13 protein-coding genes are annotated in these 15579 nt (G+C 62.4%); 6 read left to right on the forward strand and 7 right to left on the reverse strand.

Annotated features, from left to right (window positions below):
* Positions 1-209 (forward strand): FAD-binding oxidoreductase (locus JSV08_03310; GenBank protein ID UCF81450.1); only part of this gene is annotated, 209 nt, incomplete at its 5' end.
* Here the strand turns inward: JSV08_03310 and JSV08_03315 are convergent.
* The 6 genes from JSV08_03315 to JSV08_03340 all read right to left on the reverse strand — a co-directional run bounded on the left by JSV08_03315 (position 206) and on the right by JSV08_03340 (position 9140).
* Positions 206-679 carry a PTS sugar transporter subunit IIA gene (locus tag JSV08_03315; GenBank protein UCF81451.1) on the reverse strand — a complete coding sequence of 158 codons (474 nt, stop codon included), beginning with the start codon at positions 677-679 and terminating at the stop codon, positions 206-208. The two genes, JSV08_03310 and JSV08_03315, sit on opposite strands and share 4 nt — an antisense overlap.
* A gap of 29 nt (positions 680-708) precedes the next feature.
* Positions 709-2559 carry a TIGR04442 family protein gene (locus JSV08_03320; protein ID UCF81452.1) on the reverse strand — a complete coding sequence of 617 codons (1851 nt, stop codon included), beginning with the start codon at positions 2557-2559 and terminating at the stop codon, positions 709-711.
* A 151-nt stretch (positions 2560-2710) separates the two neighbouring features.
* Positions 2711-3298 (reverse strand): hypothetical protein, encoded by a 588-nt coding sequence (locus tag JSV08_03325; protein ID UCF81453.1) that lies wholly within the window; start codon positions 3296-3298, stop codon positions 2711-2713.
* Positions 3299-3372: 74 nt separating this feature from the next.
* Positions 3373-5910, reverse strand: a complete 2538-nt coding sequence (locus JSV08_03330) for a hypothetical protein (GenBank protein ID UCF81454.1) — start codon at positions 5908-5910, stop codon at positions 3373-3375.
* A 75-nt stretch (positions 5911-5985) separates the two neighbouring features.
* Positions 5986-7677, reverse strand: a complete 1692-nt coding sequence (locus tag JSV08_03335; GenBank protein ID UCF81455.1) for an alkaline phosphatase family protein — start codon at positions 7675-7677, stop codon at positions 5986-5988.
* Positions 7678-7691: 14 nt separating this feature from the next.
* Positions 7692-9140 (reverse strand): adenylosuccinate lyase, encoded by a 1449-nt coding sequence (locus JSV08_03340; protein ID UCF81456.1) that lies wholly within the window; start codon positions 9138-9140, stop codon positions 7692-7694.
* A gap of 152 nt (positions 9141-9292) precedes the next feature.
* On the opposite strand from JSV08_03340, the gene JSV08_03345 reads away from it, so the two are divergent.
* The 5 genes from JSV08_03345 (at position 9293) to JSV08_03365 (ending at position 14620) form a co-directional block, all read left to right on the forward strand.
* Complete coding sequence (locus JSV08_03345; GenBank protein UCF81457.1) at positions 9293-10288, forward strand: tetratricopeptide repeat protein; 996 nt, start codon at positions 9293-9295, stop codon at positions 10286-10288.
* A gap of 3 nt (positions 10289-10291) precedes the next feature.
* Positions 10292-10657: a hypothetical protein gene (locus JSV08_03350; GenBank protein ID UCF81458.1), complete on the forward strand. Its 366-nt coding sequence runs from the start codon at positions 10292-10294 to the stop codon at positions 10655-10657.
* An 8-nt stretch (positions 10658-10665) separates the two neighbouring features.
* A complete protein-coding gene (locus tag JSV08_03355) occupies positions 10666-11475 on the forward strand; it encodes a hypothetical protein (GenBank protein ID UCF81459.1) in 810 nt (269 codons plus the stop codon).
* A 17-nt stretch (positions 11476-11492) separates the two neighbouring features.
* Positions 11493-12608: an aminopeptidase P family protein gene (locus tag JSV08_03360; protein UCF81460.1), complete on the forward strand. Its 1116-nt coding sequence runs from the start codon at positions 11493-11495 to the stop codon at positions 12606-12608.
* A 68-nt stretch (positions 12609-12676) separates the two neighbouring features.
* The gene (locus tag JSV08_03365; protein UCF81461.1) at positions 12677-14620 is read left to right on the forward strand and encodes a tetratricopeptide repeat protein; all 1944 of its coding nucleotides are present in this window, start codon (positions 12677-12679) and stop codon (positions 14618-14620) included.
* Between the two features lie 360 nt (positions 14621-14980).
* Here JSV08_03365 and JSV08_03370 read toward each other — a convergent pair whose 3' ends face one another.
* Positions 14981-15403: a helix-turn-helix domain-containing protein gene (locus tag JSV08_03370; protein ID UCF81462.1), complete on the reverse strand. Its 423-nt coding sequence runs from the start codon at positions 15401-15403 to the stop codon at positions 14981-14983.
* Positions 15404-15579 lie beyond the last annotated feature (176 nt).

Genomic DNA, 15579 nt, shown 5'->3' on the forward strand with positions numbered 1-15579 from the left:
ACCGCCACCCCATCGTGGGGCCGCTTCCGGACGTCGAGGGGTTCTACCTGATGGGCGGCTTTTCGGGGCGCGGCATCATGCACTCGCCCGCCGCGTGCGAGGCGCTCGCCCAGCGAATTCTTCTCGGAAAATCAGATCTCGACATCGACCCGCTCCGCTTCGAGCGCTTCGCCGAAGGCGACCTGCAGGTCGAAACTGCGGTGATCTAGTCCGCGCCGTGCTTCTTTTCGTACTTCGCCAGCGTGTCGCGTAGCTGCTTCGCCGTTTTGGTTTTCATGAGCTCGTCGCGGAGCTCCCGGTCGCGGAAGAAACGCGCAATCTTGGCCAAAATTTGCAAGTGCGTCCGCTGGTTTTCCTCGGGCCCCAGGAGAAGAAACACGAAGTGCGCAGGCGACTGGTCGATGGAATCGAAGGGAATGCCTTTCTTGATAAACGCCAGGGCCAGAATCGTTTTCTCGATTTTCTTGGACAGCGCGTGCGGCACGGCGAGCGAGCGGCCGATACCCGTGGAGTAGATTTCTTCGCGCTGGCGCAGCAGCTCAAGCGCGTCGTCCGCGTCCTCGAGGAGCTTTTTCTCCTTGAGGAACCGCACCATTTCATCGATGGCCGCGAATTTCTCCTTGGCCTTCAAATTCATGAGGATGTGGCTTTCGGGAAGGTATTCCATCAAGCGGGGCATGGCATTCTCCTTCTTCGGGTCGGAAATTATTAAAGGGCAGCCTCGCGCAGCGAGGCGAGCACCGTTTCGCTCACGTCGGCGGCGCGCAGGTATTCGCTTTCGAGCTCTTCGATGTAGAAGCGGTCGAGGCCGCTGTTGAGGATAAAGTCCTCGCGCAGGGCAGTGTTCTTCCGCTCGATAATCTGGGGCAGGAGTTGCTGGACGTAGAAGGCCTCTTTCCGGATGTCGAGGACGACTTTGTCAAAGAGCGCGACTGGAACGTCCTCCTCGAGGAGGCCGCGCTGGCGGAGCTCCATGGAAACCTCCTGACGGAGCGTTTCGATCGCCTCACGGTTCCGCAGGTCGGAGTAGTAAAAGCTGCGGATGTGCTGCTTGACGGTCTCGTGCACGAGGCGGTAGAGGCGCTCCTCGGATGCGAGCTCCGCGATGGCGTTTGCGAGATCGCCGAGCGAGGCTGCGCCTTCCTCGATGTCCTTGAGGCCGTCCCGCAGGGTCGCGACCTTCCGCCGTCCATAAAGCGGCACGTACTTGTTCTCCACTAGGGGTTTCAGAAAGAGGGCCTCGAAAAGGCCCGGCTCCAGCTCGTCGATAACCTTCTTGTTCCCAAGGAGGCTGCGCACCTTGTCCTCGGGCAGGGTGGCGCCGTCCATAAAGGCGAGCTGGTTGACGTTCGCGAGAGTCGAGTCGAAGCGGTCGAGATAGGTGACCACGTTGCCGAGATTTTCGAGTGGGGCGAGGTCGCCGCTCTCGGCGGCGGCCTCGTCGCATGCGCGGCCCGTGTCGAGAAGCACCTGCTCGAAAAGATTGTTGTGCTCTTCCGTGGCGCGGCGCTTCGCCATCAGGAGTTCCTTGATGTCGTGCGCCGTGATGCCGGTGTGCGGCGCCTGGTCGCCGAGGAAAAGGCTTTCGAGAATCTGGCGCGTGCGCTCGACATAGTCCGCCTCTTCCCCGATGTGGGCGACGCGGGTATCTTCCTCCAGGAGCAGCTCGTCGAGTATGTCGAGAAGGCTGGACGGGACGTTGTGGCGGAGGCTGAGCGTCCGCAGCCGCTGGAGGCGCGCCTGATGCGTTCTCGTGAGGCCCTCCTTCGCGCTCGCGATGAGCACGTCCTTGTAGGTCTCGACGAGCTTCTGATTCTCCTCGTGCTTGTAGATAACGTCCATCCGGATGCGTTGCTGCTGGTAGTGCTCGACGCCGAGCTCTGCCGCGAGGTCTTCCAGCAGGCGCATGTCCTCGTCCTTGGGAAAGGCGTGCGCCTTGTAGACTTCAAGGAAGGAGTTCCGGTAGCGCATGTGGATGAGGTTCACGAGTCGGAAAAGGTACAACACGGTGTCCTGTTCTTCGAGCGCCTCGTGAATCGCGTGGGCGAGGGCGACGTCGTCCTGCCTTCCCACGAGCGGCGTCCGCTTGAGCGTCTTTCCCACTTTGCGGAGGATGTACTCCTGGCGGTGGCGGATCTCCCCCTCGAAGGAACTCGGAATCAAAACGTAGTAATTGGCGACGGCGTTGCCCTCCATGAACACGGTGTGGTAGTTCTCCGAGCCCTTGCTCTGGTTGGAAAAGACGAGCTTGCGCTTGTCCCGGCCGTAGTACGTTCCGAACATTACGAGGCGGTTCAGCACTTCCTTCTTGACCAGATCCCGGACGGGCTGATCGACGCCGAACATATACTCGCCGACGCTTCCGCCGGGACCATTGTAACGCAGCCCCTCGGGCGTGAGGGCAAATTCGAACCCCGAGGAAAAAACCCTAAAGGTCATGCCCGACTCTTTCGCGTGCTGCTCGTAGAAGTAGCGGTCAGCGACGTTGCGGCCCGCAACGACGGCGTAGCACTCGATGTTGGGCGTAATGTGCCCGTGAAGGGTCACATCCTGAATCATGGTTAGTGCGGCATTAGGAACGTATCTTTCCTATAAGATTATCACTTCCCGCCTGGACATTCAAGCTGCCTTCCCCCAAAGCTTGCCCACGTTCCGGTCTGGAGACGCAGCCCCGACGTGCCGGGGGCGGAAATGGTCTCGTTCGGCGCGCCTACCGCCGCCGCTTTTTCCTGGAAAAGGAAAGCGTTTCCCAGGGAAACGCGAGCTTGCGCGAGGTGCGCACCATGTAGTAGTCGGGCGCGTAGCTTATGCCCCGGCGAACGCAGTAGGAGAAGGTGCGCACCTGGGTGAATCTCATTTGGTGAAGCGCCTCGCGGTAGCGCTCAAACGTGTTGCCCGAGTGGGCTACGTCCGTGACGAGCAGGACGTTCGCGGAGGCGGCTTTCGGCGCGAGCGTCGTCAAGGCGAGCTGGAGCGGCGAGCCCTCCTCAATGATGTCCTGCCCCCCCCCATGGCGTCTACGGCTTCGCCGCACCGCGACGATGAACGCCCCCGAGAAGTGCCCCCCGATAAGAGCGGCGATGGTAACCCCTCCTTTTCCCACACCCACAATGAGTGAAGGTTCAAAACCGTCGCTCCGCAGGTCGTTCGAGAAGTCCTGAAGCACGCTCACGAGCCGGTTCCAGCGGACGAATTGAAAGGCGGTCAGGACACGGCCAAGCTGCCACATCACAATCACGGCGGCCGCGATGACCACCGCCACGGCGGCACCTCGAAAAAGCGGGTTTTCAATTCCCATTGGTTTACTTGCTCAAAACAAGGAGGTTATCTTTGTAACGCACGTTGCGGGGGCATGTCAAGTTATCCCAGAACTCAAGGCTCGGCGGGAAAACACCGCCAGCGGACGAAGCGCATGGCGTCGAGGGCGGGTTGGGAAGATTCGCCGGGGGCGGCCAGGTAATCGAAGGCGTAGACAAAATCGCTTTCCGGACACTCGGCAACGCCCACGGCGTGCAGGCGGTCGTGAACCTTTTCCAGCGCCCAAAGGCCGGGCACGTCGCCGAAGACGGCGTTTCCGTTCTCAAGGAGCGAACCTTGGAGTTGCCCGATAAGGTGATGCGAAAGGTCAAGTTCCTGCGGCAGGAGAACGGTCAATCGCCACTCGCCGCCGCCGGGTGCGCGCAGGGCGACAATTTTGACGACCTCGTTGCCTTTCCCCCACTCGATGCCTCTCCTCCACTCGTTGCCTTTCCTCCACTCGAGGCCCTCGAACGAGACGCTCCACCCCCGCGGAAGCTCCACCTCCGCCGCCATCGACGGACAGTTCACGCGGCCGAGCCCTCGGTGGCAATAGCCCTTGAGGGGAATGCGAAAAGGACCTTTGTTTTCATCGCTGAAATACAGCTCGTTTCGGTCCTCGGCGGGACGGCGGAGCGCGAGCCAGGGCACCCCCGCGCCGCACAACGGCCTCACCCCGGCCACAAGCGGGAGAATCGACTCGCGGCCGTCAACCACGTTCTCCAGGATGTTGTAGGGAACGGCCATCCGGTAGTCGGCGAGGCGCCTGTTCAGCGGCGAATCGATGAAGCGCTCCTCCACAAGGCGTTTGTAGCTGAAGGGGCGCGGCGCCAACACGCCCGACATGACTACCTCCGGGTCGGCGAAACTCCAGCTATAGAGGTTCGGAAAAGCGTCCGTGTAGGCCCGGAGGAATTGTCGGAGAGCAGCTCGGCCGAAGAGATCCATTCTCACGGACTGGACAACAAAACCATCTCGGCGCACGGCACCTCGGACATGGAGCAAAAATTCCTCACCCAAAAAAGGATGGTGAGCCGTCATGCCGTTCGCCGGAGGGAGACGCACCACGTCGAACCCCGACTTTGCCGGGGCAAACCCTCCCTGCCGCGCCGCCCAAAGGGCGAAATTTCCCGTTTGCACATCCACGCCCGTTTTCGGATGGGAGAAGGAAAGAATTTCCGAGGCCCCCCGCGTCCACGCCGGGGAAGGAAACACGAGCGCGAGCGCCTCGACGCCGCCGGCCTCAAGCACTCCGGCCGCCGTGAGCGCGTTCCGCGGCCAGATGAGCGCGGCGCGGCGCGCTTCGCCGTGGGCGAGAATCGGGGCGACGCTTGCAAGGTACGTGTTGCCGTAGGGGATGCCGAGATCGCCGTCCACGGCCACATGGCGCTCTCCGCGCCAGTCCACCCACAGCCCGACCGAGTGCTCCGCGTCTTCCCAGGCGCCCGTCACGCTCTGCACGGCACCGGCCGCGTCCATGCCGGAAAAAAAAACGGGCTTGGGAATCGGCGGCCTAGCGAGCCAGACGAGCGCAGCGGCAAACGCAAGTGCGGCGAATACACGCTCCATTCTTATAGAGGAAGAAGCAAATCGCTTCCCGAAAAATGCGGCAAGGAGGGCGACGAGCGCCGGCACCGCCGCCGCGCGCAGCGCTCCCAGCGTCGGAAGAAGGAAAAACAATAACGCGAGCGCCCCCGCCGCGGCGCCTCCGCAGAAGGCGGCGCCGTTTCGCCCCGCAGCGCAGGAGGCCAGCCTGACGCTTACGGCCGCCGTCAGGAAGGCCGCCGCCGGCACTAAGACCAGCGCGGTCATGGCACTGCGGGGCTCTCCAAGCGAAAACGCAAGGCCCCGCCCCGCATAAGCGGCGAGAACGGCAAGGGCGAGCGAAGCCAGGGCGAAGCGCGCCGCGGAACCCGGCAGGCTTTTTTCTTGTTCCAGGACTCGCCCGCGGCTCCAGGCCATTCCCAAAAACGCGCCGGCCCAGAGCGCCGCTCCCGGGTAGGCCCACGAGGAGGAAGCCACCGTGAACAGACGATGGAAGAGGGCGAGGGTCAACCCAGCCGCTACTCCGAAAAACAGGGGCACAATGCGCTGCGCCACTACCTTGCCGCTTGGCAAATCGGAAGATTTTTCCGCCTGAGCGAGCGTCAGGACATGGAAAAGCGTAAGCGCGCCCTGCGCCCAGAGCGCGCCCACCAAGCTGAGCGCGACATGGGCGGCCAACGCGCCCAGCGAGGCGCCAAGGAGCACAGCCTGCGTGGGGGGCCCGCCGGAAGCGAGTGCTCGGGATCCCCACCATGCCCAACAGAGCATGGGCGGCGCCAGAAACGCCGCATGCCACAAGCCGAGGGCCGGCGCGTCCGAAGAAACCAATGGAGCGAGGATTCGAAAAAGCGGGAAGCCTGCCCAGTGGGCGAGCAGGGGAAGCCATCCCAGGAGGGCGAGCGCCGGAAAGCTCCAACCGTGGCCACGTTCGCTCGTCACAGCGACTTTACGGCACAGGCTGTGCGTGAGGGCGTAAAGCACAACGCCCGCAAGGCCCCAGCCCAAGAGGTTGCCGATGACGGGCGCCTGCGCCATCGAGTAAGGCCAGAGCGCATGGAACCACAGCACCGGATAAGCGGCCCAGAGAAATCCACGCCATGGTGTTAAGAATGACCGATGACCAGTCAAGGCATTTTTCATCCGTCATTCTTCATCTGTCATTTTTCCCAAGGCGGCTTTCGCGCGGGCGTGGTCGGGATGAAGCTCAAGGGCCTTCCGTGCGAGCTCGTGCGCCTCGGCTTCCTGCCCAAGCGCGAGAAGAACCTCGGCGAGCGCCGCATAAAGGTCGGGGTTGTACGCGTGGCGCTCGAGGGCGCGCTCCAAAGGCGCGCGGGCCTCCTGGGGGCGCCCAAGGGCGGAGGCGGCCTCCGCCCAGCCCAGCGCAGCCTGCGTGTCGCGCGGCTTCGCACCCAGGATTTTTTCGAACTGCCCGAGCGCCTCCTCGAAGCGCTCCTGGGCGATCAGGCATTCGCCCAGCCGCCTGCGGGTCAGCCAGTCGTTCGGGTTTTCCGAAAGGGCTTCCCTGTAAAGCTCCTCGGCCTTGGCCCATTCGCCGCGGCGCGCGTAGGAGAGGCCGAGGTTGGATGCAGGAGCAATCTGCTCGCCCCCGGCTCCGATGTAGCCCAGACTTTGAAGCTTCTCACGAAGCGCCTGCTCCTCCGATGCTTCACCTGCACCGACGGGGTCTGAGAAAATTTCTCGAAGCGCGCGGCCCGGCAAATCGCTTGCGGGAAGGCCGAGTTGGTCGAGCACCGTCGGGGCGAAATCGTAGATCGTGGCGCCCTCGATGCGGAACCCCGGGCGCACCCCGGGCCCCCGCACGAAAAGGGCACCTTCCTTGCGGTGCCACGCGTCGGCGTAGCCCTCGTCCATGGAGGCCGGCAGGGTCAGGCGGTCGTGGCTGTGGCGAAAGCCGTGGTCTGAAACCACATAGACAGTGGCGTCGGGCGGCAATTTTTCCAAGATCCTCCCCACGACAGCGTCCTGATGGCGGTAGAACGCCTCGATGGCGCCCCCGTAGAGCGCCGCGTCCTCCTCGCTGACATGGGGCAGGCGCGGCGGTAGATACTCCATGCAGAGATGGCTAACCGAATCAATGCCCTGGAAATAGACCGCAAACAGGTTCACGCTCTCGCGCCGGAGCATGCGGAGGGCCACGGCCTCGTAGGTGCGCGTCTGGGCCGCGATGGCGCGCAGGTGGCCCCACGTGGTGGAGTCGTCCGGCGCCCCCCCCAGAGCGAACAGCGAAAGCACCTCCTCGTCTTTCACCGAGGACGGCTCCACGACGAGGGGAAGAATTTCTTGAAACAATTCCGGAGGATGGGTCTTGCCCTTCGGGTTGATATCCGTGGGGGTGCTTCGCAGGAACGAGATGACCGCCGTGCGGTCGGAGACCACGTAGCCCCGGATATTCTCGGCGGGGTACGAGATGAGCCAGCCGATGACGCCCGCGCTCCCGCCGCCCTCCGAGACGCGCACCCAAAGGGGCCTTCCCTTGCGGTCCGAGGTCGTGGCGAACCCGCGGTTGTCCCTCCAGAACGTGAGGATGCCGTGCTCTTCCGGGGGAAGGCCCGTGGCGAGGCTCGTCCACAGGACGGGCGATATCATGGGTTCCATGGACTCGAGAATTCCAGAGGCGCCCTCGCGCTGGAGCCGCGCGAGCGCGGGCATTTTCCCCTCGGCGATGTAGCGCTGCACCAGGTCCCAGTCGGCCCCGTCGATGCCGATGACCGCGGCGCGGCCTTCGAAGGCGGGCTTGTCGGGCGAGCAGGAAGCGAGGAAACCGAGCGCGGCGACGGTGAGAAGAAACACCGGGAAACGGCCTGCACGTCTCATGAAGCCGCTCATTCTCAAACGCTTACGTCGGCCTTCTGTGCCTTCCGCCTGCGATGTTTTCTCAAAATCGGCTCCACCTCCGAGCGCAGGAACTCCGATACCTGCTCGGGTGCGCGCCCCACGAGGTGCCGGGGATGCGTGAGCGCCTCGATTTCCCTGCGGCCCAACGGAAAGGACTCGTCGCTCGCGATGCGCTCGAGCAGGTCCGAAGGCTCGCCTTGTCGCACGCGCATGCGGGCGGCCATGGCGTGGCGGCGCAGCTTCTCGTGGAGCACCTGGCGGCTGCCGCCCTTCTTGACGGCGGCCATCAGAATCCCCTCGGTCGCCATGAAGGGCGCGTCCTCGCGCAGGCGCGCCGCGATGACCTCGCGGTTCGCCGCAAGCCCCGCGACGATGTTCCGCATGAGAACCAGCATGGCGTCGGCGGTGAGGAACAGCTGCGGCAGCACGAGGCGGCGGTTCGCCGAATCGTCGAGCGAGCGCTCGAGCCACTGGCCGGCGGCCGTGTGCGCCGTGTTCTCGGCCAGCACCATCGTGAACCGCGCGAGCGACGAGAGCCGCTCGCTCCGCATCGGGTTGCGCTTGTAGGGCATGGCCGAGGAGCCGACCTGCTCCCGCCCGAACGGCTCCTCGAGCTCGCCGAGCCCCTGGAGAAGGCGTACGTCGTTCGCGAGCTTCGCGGCCGACTGCGCAATGCCCGAAAGCGCCGAGGCCATAATGTAGTCCCACTTCCTCGTATAGGTCTGGCCGGACACGGAAAAAACCTTGGGAAACCCGAACGCCCGCGCCACCTTCGCGTCGAGCGCCTTCACCTTGGCGTGGCTCCCCTTGAACAAGGCGAGGAAACTGGCCTGCGTCCCAGTGGCGGCCTTGACCCCGAGGAACGCCGTCTGCGACGCCAGGTGTTCGAGCGCGCGGAAATCCATCACGAGGTCCTGCAGCCAGAGGCAGGCGCGCTTGCCGACCGTCGTGGGCTGCGCGGGCTGGAAGTGCGTGTAGGCGAGGGCGGGAAGCGAGCGGTGCCTCCGGGCGAAGTCCCGGAGCGCCCGCATCTCGTCGAGGAGGCGCGCCTCGATCAGGCCGAGGGCCTCGCGCGCCTGGATGAGCTCGGCGTTGTCGGTAACGTAGGCGCTCGTCGCGCCCAGGTGCAGAATCCCCTTGGCCCCGGGGGCCTGGTCGCCGAAGGCGTTCAGGTGCGCCATCACGTCGTGCCGGAAACGGTGCTCGTAGCGCGCGGCGGCCCGGTAATCCACGTCCCCGATCCTGCGCCGGAGCGCGGCAATCTGCCGCTTCGAGATAGAGAGCCCCAGCGAGCGCTGCGCCTCGGCGAGGGCCACCCACAGTTTTCTCCACGTCGTGTACTTGAAGTCGTCCGAAACGACGCGAAGCATGGCCTCGCTCGCGTAGCGCGCGACGAGAGGATTTTCCCATGCGGGGCGAGAGGACGGGCTGCGGCGCGCCATGGCGTATTCTACCACAAGGCGCGGACAGCCCTCATTCTTGACACAAGGAAGGGCGCCTCGATACAATGTACATTGTCCCACTGAGGGCGAATCTCTCCTCATAAGCAGTCACGCTTTGGGAAGGGAACGCGGCGGAACAAACGACACACGGCATGCCGAAAGACGAGGAAAAAATACTTGAATCGCTCCGCGCGCGGTGGAAGCAGGACCCCACCTCGCGGGTGTTCGCCCAATTGGCCGAAAGCTGCCGCCGCACGGGGAAATTGGAAGAAGCGGTCGAAGTGTGCCGCGATGGGCTCAAGCACCACCCGCAGTACGCGTCGGCCCACGTGACCTTGGGGCGCGCGCTCCTCGGCCTGGAAAAGCGCGACGAGGCGGGCAAAGCCCTCGAGCAGGCCCTCACCCTCTCGCCCGCGAACCTCGTGGCGAACCGCGCCCTCGGCGACCTCTACCGCGAGCAGGGAAAATTCGGCCTCGCCCTCGAGCGTTACCGCATGGTGAAAGAGTTAAACCCCCTGGACCGCGACATCGAGGCCCTTGCCGCACAGTGCGAGGTGCGGCTGACCGGAGCCGAGGAAACCGCACAAGAAGCCACGACCGATGAGCAGGCGCAAACGGCTGCTTCGGAAACACCGCCGGAGGGCGAAGTCGCCGCGGCGGAGGTCTCCGCGGAAAGCCTTCCGCAGGAAGAATTCCGCGCTGGCGCGCCCTCCGCCGCACCGGAGATGTCGTTTGACGAGCTCTACGACACGGAGGTGGACGAAGCGCTTGAAGCGGGTGCGCCTCCGCCCAGTGCGCCCTCTACGGCGGACACGGGGAAGCTCGAGGGAGAAGAACTGGCGACCGAAACACTCGCGGAGCTTTACGTGGGGCAGGGTCTTCTCGATAAGGCCGCGGGAATCTACGAGCGCCTCCTCCGTGAAGACCCGGCCAATCCCCGCTACCGGGCGCGCCTCGACGCCCTTCTTAAAGAGCGGGAAAGCGAGGAGCCTCCCGCGCCCGAGCCCGTGGCGCTTGAGAGGAATTTCGGAGAGCAGGAAAAACTCCTTGCGGACATCTCCGTCCTGCACGACCCTGACCGCAGCCAAAAAGCCGCGGCTCTCAGACGGTGGCTATCGGTCGTCGAGCGGGAGAAAAAAATGGCGTAGCCCATGCTCATAACCGTTTTGGAAGAACTTTTCGAGCGCACCGACGGCGTCATCATGGTGAGCATCCTCGGGATGGACGGCCTGCCCATCGAGCGCGTCATTCGCCCCAAGGAAGAGTGCCCCGTCTTCGAGGAGGAGCTCCTCTCCGCCGAGTACAGCACGCTCTTCAAGAACGTCGCCTCGACGAACGTGGACATCGGCCTCAAGGACACGCGCGAGGTCATCGTCGCGACCGATGAGGCCATGGTGGTCATCAACCGCATCAACGAGGACTTCCTCGTCGTATCTCTTCTTTCCGCGGAAGGCAACCTGGGCCGCGCCCGCTACGAAAACCGCAAGGCGGCCATCAAACTCCAAGGCCACCTGTAGCCATTTTCTTGCAGGCTTCCCGCCTTAAAACGATACCGTGGGTCGGCGCGCTTCTCTGCGTCCTGCCCTTCTCGTGCGCCGTGGCCGAGGAGATTTCCCGCGCGCACTACGAATCGTTCCAGGGAAAAGAGTACCATTTGAAGCGAAACGTGACGGTGATCCGCGGGAGCAAAACCTTGCTGTTCACATTCAAATTCAAAACGACGCGCGCCAACACGCTGCTTACCGCGGAAGGCGTTTACACGAGGATGCCGAAGGAGTGGCGCCGGATGGGAAAGATCACGGGGTGGTTTCAGAAAACGAAAAAGATCGGAAAGTTCTACGCGCTTCCGGCGGGTGCGTCGCATGTGCAACAGGTCGGAGTTGGACGGCGGGCGGTGCGGGTCGTCGCCGTCGTGAACGACAAAGTGCGGTTCGGAACGTTCGTCCGGCGAAGCGCGACCCGGTTTTCCGTCCGCCTTTTTCCTCAAAATCCCTGCTTCGTGGAAAAAGGGACCTACGTTTCGGTGCACCTCGAAGCCGAAAACAAAGAACAATTCGACGCCGCGTTCGCCCGGCTCTTCAGCGAAGCTCCCCTCGAAGAGACCCACGGCTGGAGCGAAGAGGACAAGGCCCTGGTGCGCGAGCGGAAACTGCGCGTCGGCATGACGCGGCCCATGGTCTGGGCGGCCCTCGGCGAGCCGACCTCGAAAAATCTTCTCGTGACAGAGGACGGCAGCGTCGAGAAACACCGCTACGCTGCCTTTTGCGGCCGCGGCGAATACCTCGTGACTTTCGAGGGCGACACGGTCGCGTCGTACGAGATCCCGATCGAGTAGGGGCGAAGAAACCGGCCATGCGCAAAACGAAAGAACGTCTCTCCCGGCGCGTTCTCCGCGCGCGCCTCAGGCGTCTGCGCGAGGCAGTGTTCAAGCCCGGAGGCGCGGACGCGCTCCTCGTCACGAACCTCAAGAACATCCGCTACCTCTCGGGCTTCTCGGGCACGACGGCGATGATGCTGGTTGCGCAGGATGCAAGCTTTTTCTTCAGCGATTTCCGCTACCGAACGCAGGCGAAGAGCGAGGTCAAGGGAAGCCGCTTCGTCGAGGTCGAGCGCGACTATCTGGAAAGCGTCGTGCAATTCATGCGGAAGCGCCGCCTCCGCTCGGTGGGCGTCGAGGGCGGGCACATGACGCTTTCGACGCTCGCCGCCATGAGAAAACTCGCGCGCGGCGGCCGCCTCCGCTTCCGGACGCTTCGCGGCGCGGTCGAGCGGCTGCGCATGGTCAAGGACGAGGCGGAGGTGGACACGCTGCGCGCCGCGCTACGCATCGCCTGCCGCGCCTTGGAGAAACTTCTTCCGCGGATCCGCCCCGGCGTGCGGGAGAGCGACCTGGCCGCCGAGCTGGAATACCTCATGCGCCGCGGCGGCGGCGAGGGCGTCTCCTTCGACACCATCGTCGCCTCGGGGCCGCGGGGCGCCCTGCCGCACGGCGTCGCCTCGAACAGGAAAATCCGCAGGGGCGAGTTCGTCATCGTGGACTTCGGGACGCTTCTTCACGGATATTGCAGCGACACGACGCGCACCTTCCACGTGGGGCGCCCGACGGCGGAGGCGAAGAAAATTTACCGGACGGTCCTCGACGCCCAGTGCCGCGCCATAGAGGGCGTGCGCCCCGGCATGCCGATGAAGAAGGTGGACGCGCTCGCGCGCGACTACATCAGGAAGTGCGGATACGCGAAAAACTTCGGCCACGGTCTCGGCCACGGCGTGGGCCTCGACATCCACGAGGCGCCCACCGTGTCCACGAAAGGCAAAGAGCGCGTCGAGCCGGGGATGGTCTTCACCGTCGAGCCGGGCATCTATCTCCCCCGCAAGGGCGGCGTCCGGATCGAGGACGTCGTCGCCGTCGGCCCGAAGGGCCGAGTCGAGAATCTGACGCGCTATCCGAAGGAGTTGGTAGTGGTGTAGGGGAACATTCGCCGATTTTTTTCATGTAGTGGTATGCGCTACCATAGAGACAGGATAGAAACTTAAACATGGTGCGGATTAAAGCGTTTTTGGTTTTCCCGGTTATCGGCGCGGCAGCCGTCATATCCGCAATGGCAACGGAGCTTTCCTCCTGCGTTGATACCCGCTTGGGAGAGCTTTCGGCAGCCGTCGTTGAGGTGCGATGCTTCGACGCGGACGGCAATCTTTCGTCGGAGGGTCTCGGCCTGCGGATCGGCCACGAAACCCTGCTCACGGTGCGGAGCCTTCTTGAAAGCGCGGCAAGATGTGAAGCGCACGCACCTGACGACAAGGCATACCCGGTGGAGGGTATCGTTGCAGAAAGCCTCGAAGCGAACGTCGTAGAGCTTCATGCACCGGGCCTGTCCGAGCGCGGCGACTTGGAAGAGTTTCCTTCCTTCGAGGAATTCGAGCACTCCGGCAAGGTGTATCTCGTCTCAACCCGCAACGGCCTAATGCAGATCACGGAAACGAAATGCACGGGCAGCTTCCGCATGAGCGACTCGAGGAAGTTCCTCAAGCTTTTGACTCCCGGCGGGCGCGAACTGACCGAAGGATTCCCGGCAGCCAATGAGCACGGCCTCGCTATCGGCCTTGTCAGCTCGATCGAGGCGGATGGCGAACGCGGCGCGGTCGTGATTCCGGCGGAGACTCTCGCAGAGCGCGCGCGGCTTACGCGCATCCTTCCGCTCTCGGAGTGGATTGAGGGCGCCGACTTCGCATGGCTTTCTGTATCTGAGCGCACGACTTTTGCAGGCATGCTTCTGCTTGATCGAGGCGAGGTCGAAAAGGCCCCATCTCTGTTTAAAAAAAGTCTTGAGGCCGAGCCCGATTCCGCCGAGGCCTTCTGCGGCCTCGGGCGGCTTCATCTTAAACGCAAGGAATGGATATCGGCGGAGGAATCGTTCGAGAAAGCGCTCGTGTCCGAGCCTGATTTTGCCGACGCGCACGTGGGCCTCGGCCTCATCGCCCTGAGGTTCGGTGACCGCAACGCGGCGATCGAGAACTATCGCACGGCCCGCGAACTCGACGAGGAAGCAGCGGGCGAATTGTTCGCGGAGATCCCGATGCGCATCCCTAGGAATCTCGAGGAATGTTTCTTGGAGCTTGACTGGATACTTCCAGAAGAAGAAAAAGAAAATATGCGCGCGGGCGCAGATACGGTTATGTATCACTTTGGCCTTGGCATGTGGATGCGCAACAACTGGGGGCTTTGGGCCGGAGACCGCTTGGCGCAGCACTTTAATGAAATGGGCATCTTTCATCCCGACGATATGTCCGCCATCATCCTGGATGCGTTTCAAGCGCATCTAAAAGGAGAGGATTTCGACCTTCAAGAACAGATCAAATATTATCAACAATATTGGGAACGCTCCCGTTCGCAACACTCTCAATCCGCAAAGGAAGAAGTCAAAGAAGATCCAAAAAGTGCTTGGGCGCACATGAGACTTGGTGCCGAATATGCTTCAGAGAAAAACTGGGAGGAAGCTATTAAAGAATTTGAGCAGTGTATTCTTCTTGACCCTGAGTTTGTTGAATGTTACGAGGATTTGGCTCGAATTCACTTCATCCTGGATCAGTGGGGGGACGGCGTTAAAGTGTGCCGGCGCGGCATAGAAGCTAATCCGGATGCAGGCTACTTGCGCACGTTCTTGGCGGACCACTACGCCGAGAAAGGCCAGTGGGAGAACGTTGTTCGTGAAATGGAAGCTTTAACAGGCTCTGAACAGTCGAAACTTTCTCCTTTGGGGCAAGCTTTCTTCCACCTAGGCCGATGGGACGAAGCCGTTGAGACTCTCAAGAAATCGCTGGAGAGCTACTCGAACGACCCGGAAGCTCTTTATTTCTTAGGTGCCTCTTACGCGCGTATAGACGACCAAGATTCGGCTGACGAAGTGTGCACGCGCCTCTCCATGCTTGACGAGGAAAAGGCGGAAGAGCTATGCGGGTTGATCCAGGGAATTGATCCTTGATAGCGGTAAGGTTCGTCCACTGCATATTGCCCTGAGAGAGATGGGGATTTAAATTACTCCCATGAAACTTCTCGACTCCCTCATCCAAATGGACACCAAGGCCAAAATCGGGTAGGATAAGATTGTTCCGCAAGCCCTCGTCAACGAGCGCGCGCGCCCATAGCTCAGCCCGGATAGAGCGCTGCCCTGCGGAGGCATTCAAGGGGGTTTTAGCTAAGTCCCGTAGCTAAAGGGAAAATCCACGTAAGTCCTCATAATCATTGACTTTATTGGATGTGGGCCGTGCGGGATTCAATGGGGTATATTGGGGTACTTGCGGACACGCCCGTAGCAAAATCCTCGCAAAATGGGGACCCTACCCTACCCCTCCAAAATCTCCCTGGCCTCCCTCGCTCCCAGCTTCCTCAGGCCCAGGATTTTGGCTTTCAGCGCATCCCTAGGCACAACACCACGCTCCCACAGGTACACAGCCTGCTTGTGCGCCCCTACCAGTTGAGCAAACTCCTCCCGCGTCAGCCCAAGGCGCTTCCTGAGCGCCGCTACGGTGTTCTTGGTAAAGCGGGACTTCTCCAGCACCTTCTCGTCAGCCTGGATGCTTTGCCGGCTCACTTTCCCCAGGAAGGCTCTCTGTCGTTCCACAGCCTTTTCCAACTGCGCCACTTTCCGCTTCAGGGCCGCATTATCCCGTTTGAGCCTCGCGTTATCCTTCTTGAGGCTCTTGGTGGCCGCGTTGACCTCACGCTTGGCGATCCTACGGACTTCGTCTTTAATGATATTGGGCATAGGAGTTCCTATTGGAGCGGGCAGTATAGCAGAAATCGCCGTACCGTAAAGGACGACCGAGAACTTGGTGGGTCATTCCAAGCCTATGAGCGCGGCTTAAAAATGAGGTTGCGAGGACGAATCCTTACACAACAAGTAAACCAAGCGAAGGGCGTGGTCTAACAATGTTAAGCAAA

Source organism: Acidobacteriota bacterium (assembly GCA_020349885.1).
Lineage (GTDB): Bacteria > Acidobacteriota.

Coding starts and splice junctions, on each gene's coding strand:
- JSV08_03325 (UCF81453.1), bottom strand. CDS start 3,298: ATGGGAATTGAAAACCCGCTTTTTCGAGGTGCCGCCGTGGCGGTGGTC.
- JSV08_03345 (UCF81457.1), top strand. CDS start 9,293: ATGCCGAAAGACGAGGAAAAAATACTTGAATCGCTCCGCGCGCGGTGG.
- JSV08_03320 (UCF81452.1), bottom strand. CDS start 2,559: ATGATTCAGGATGTGACCCTTCACGGGCACATTACGCCCAACATCGAG.
- JSV08_03360 (UCF81460.1), top strand. CDS start 11,493: ATGCGCAAAACGAAAGAACGTCTCTCCCGGCGCGTTCTCCGCGCGCGC.
- JSV08_03315 (UCF81451.1), bottom strand. CDS start 679: ATGCCCCGCTTGATGGAATACCTTCCCGAAAGCCACATCCTCATGAAT.
- JSV08_03365 (UCF81461.1), top strand. CDS start 12,677: ATGGTGCGGATTAAAGCGTTTTTGGTTTTCCCGGTTATCGGCGCGGCA.
- JSV08_03370 (UCF81462.1), bottom strand. CDS start 15,403: ATGCCCAATATCATTAAAGACGAAGTCCGTAGGATCGCCAAGCGTGAG.
- JSV08_03340 (UCF81456.1), bottom strand. CDS start 9,140: ATGGCGCGCCGCAGCCCGTCCTCTCGCCCCGCATGGGAAAATCCTCTC.
- JSV08_03350 (UCF81458.1), top strand. CDS start 10,292: ATGCTCATAACCGTTTTGGAAGAACTTTTCGAGCGCACCGACGGCGTC.
- JSV08_03335 (UCF81455.1), bottom strand. CDS start 7,677: ATGAGACGTGCAGGCCGTTTCCCGGTGTTTCTTCTCACCGTCGCCGCG.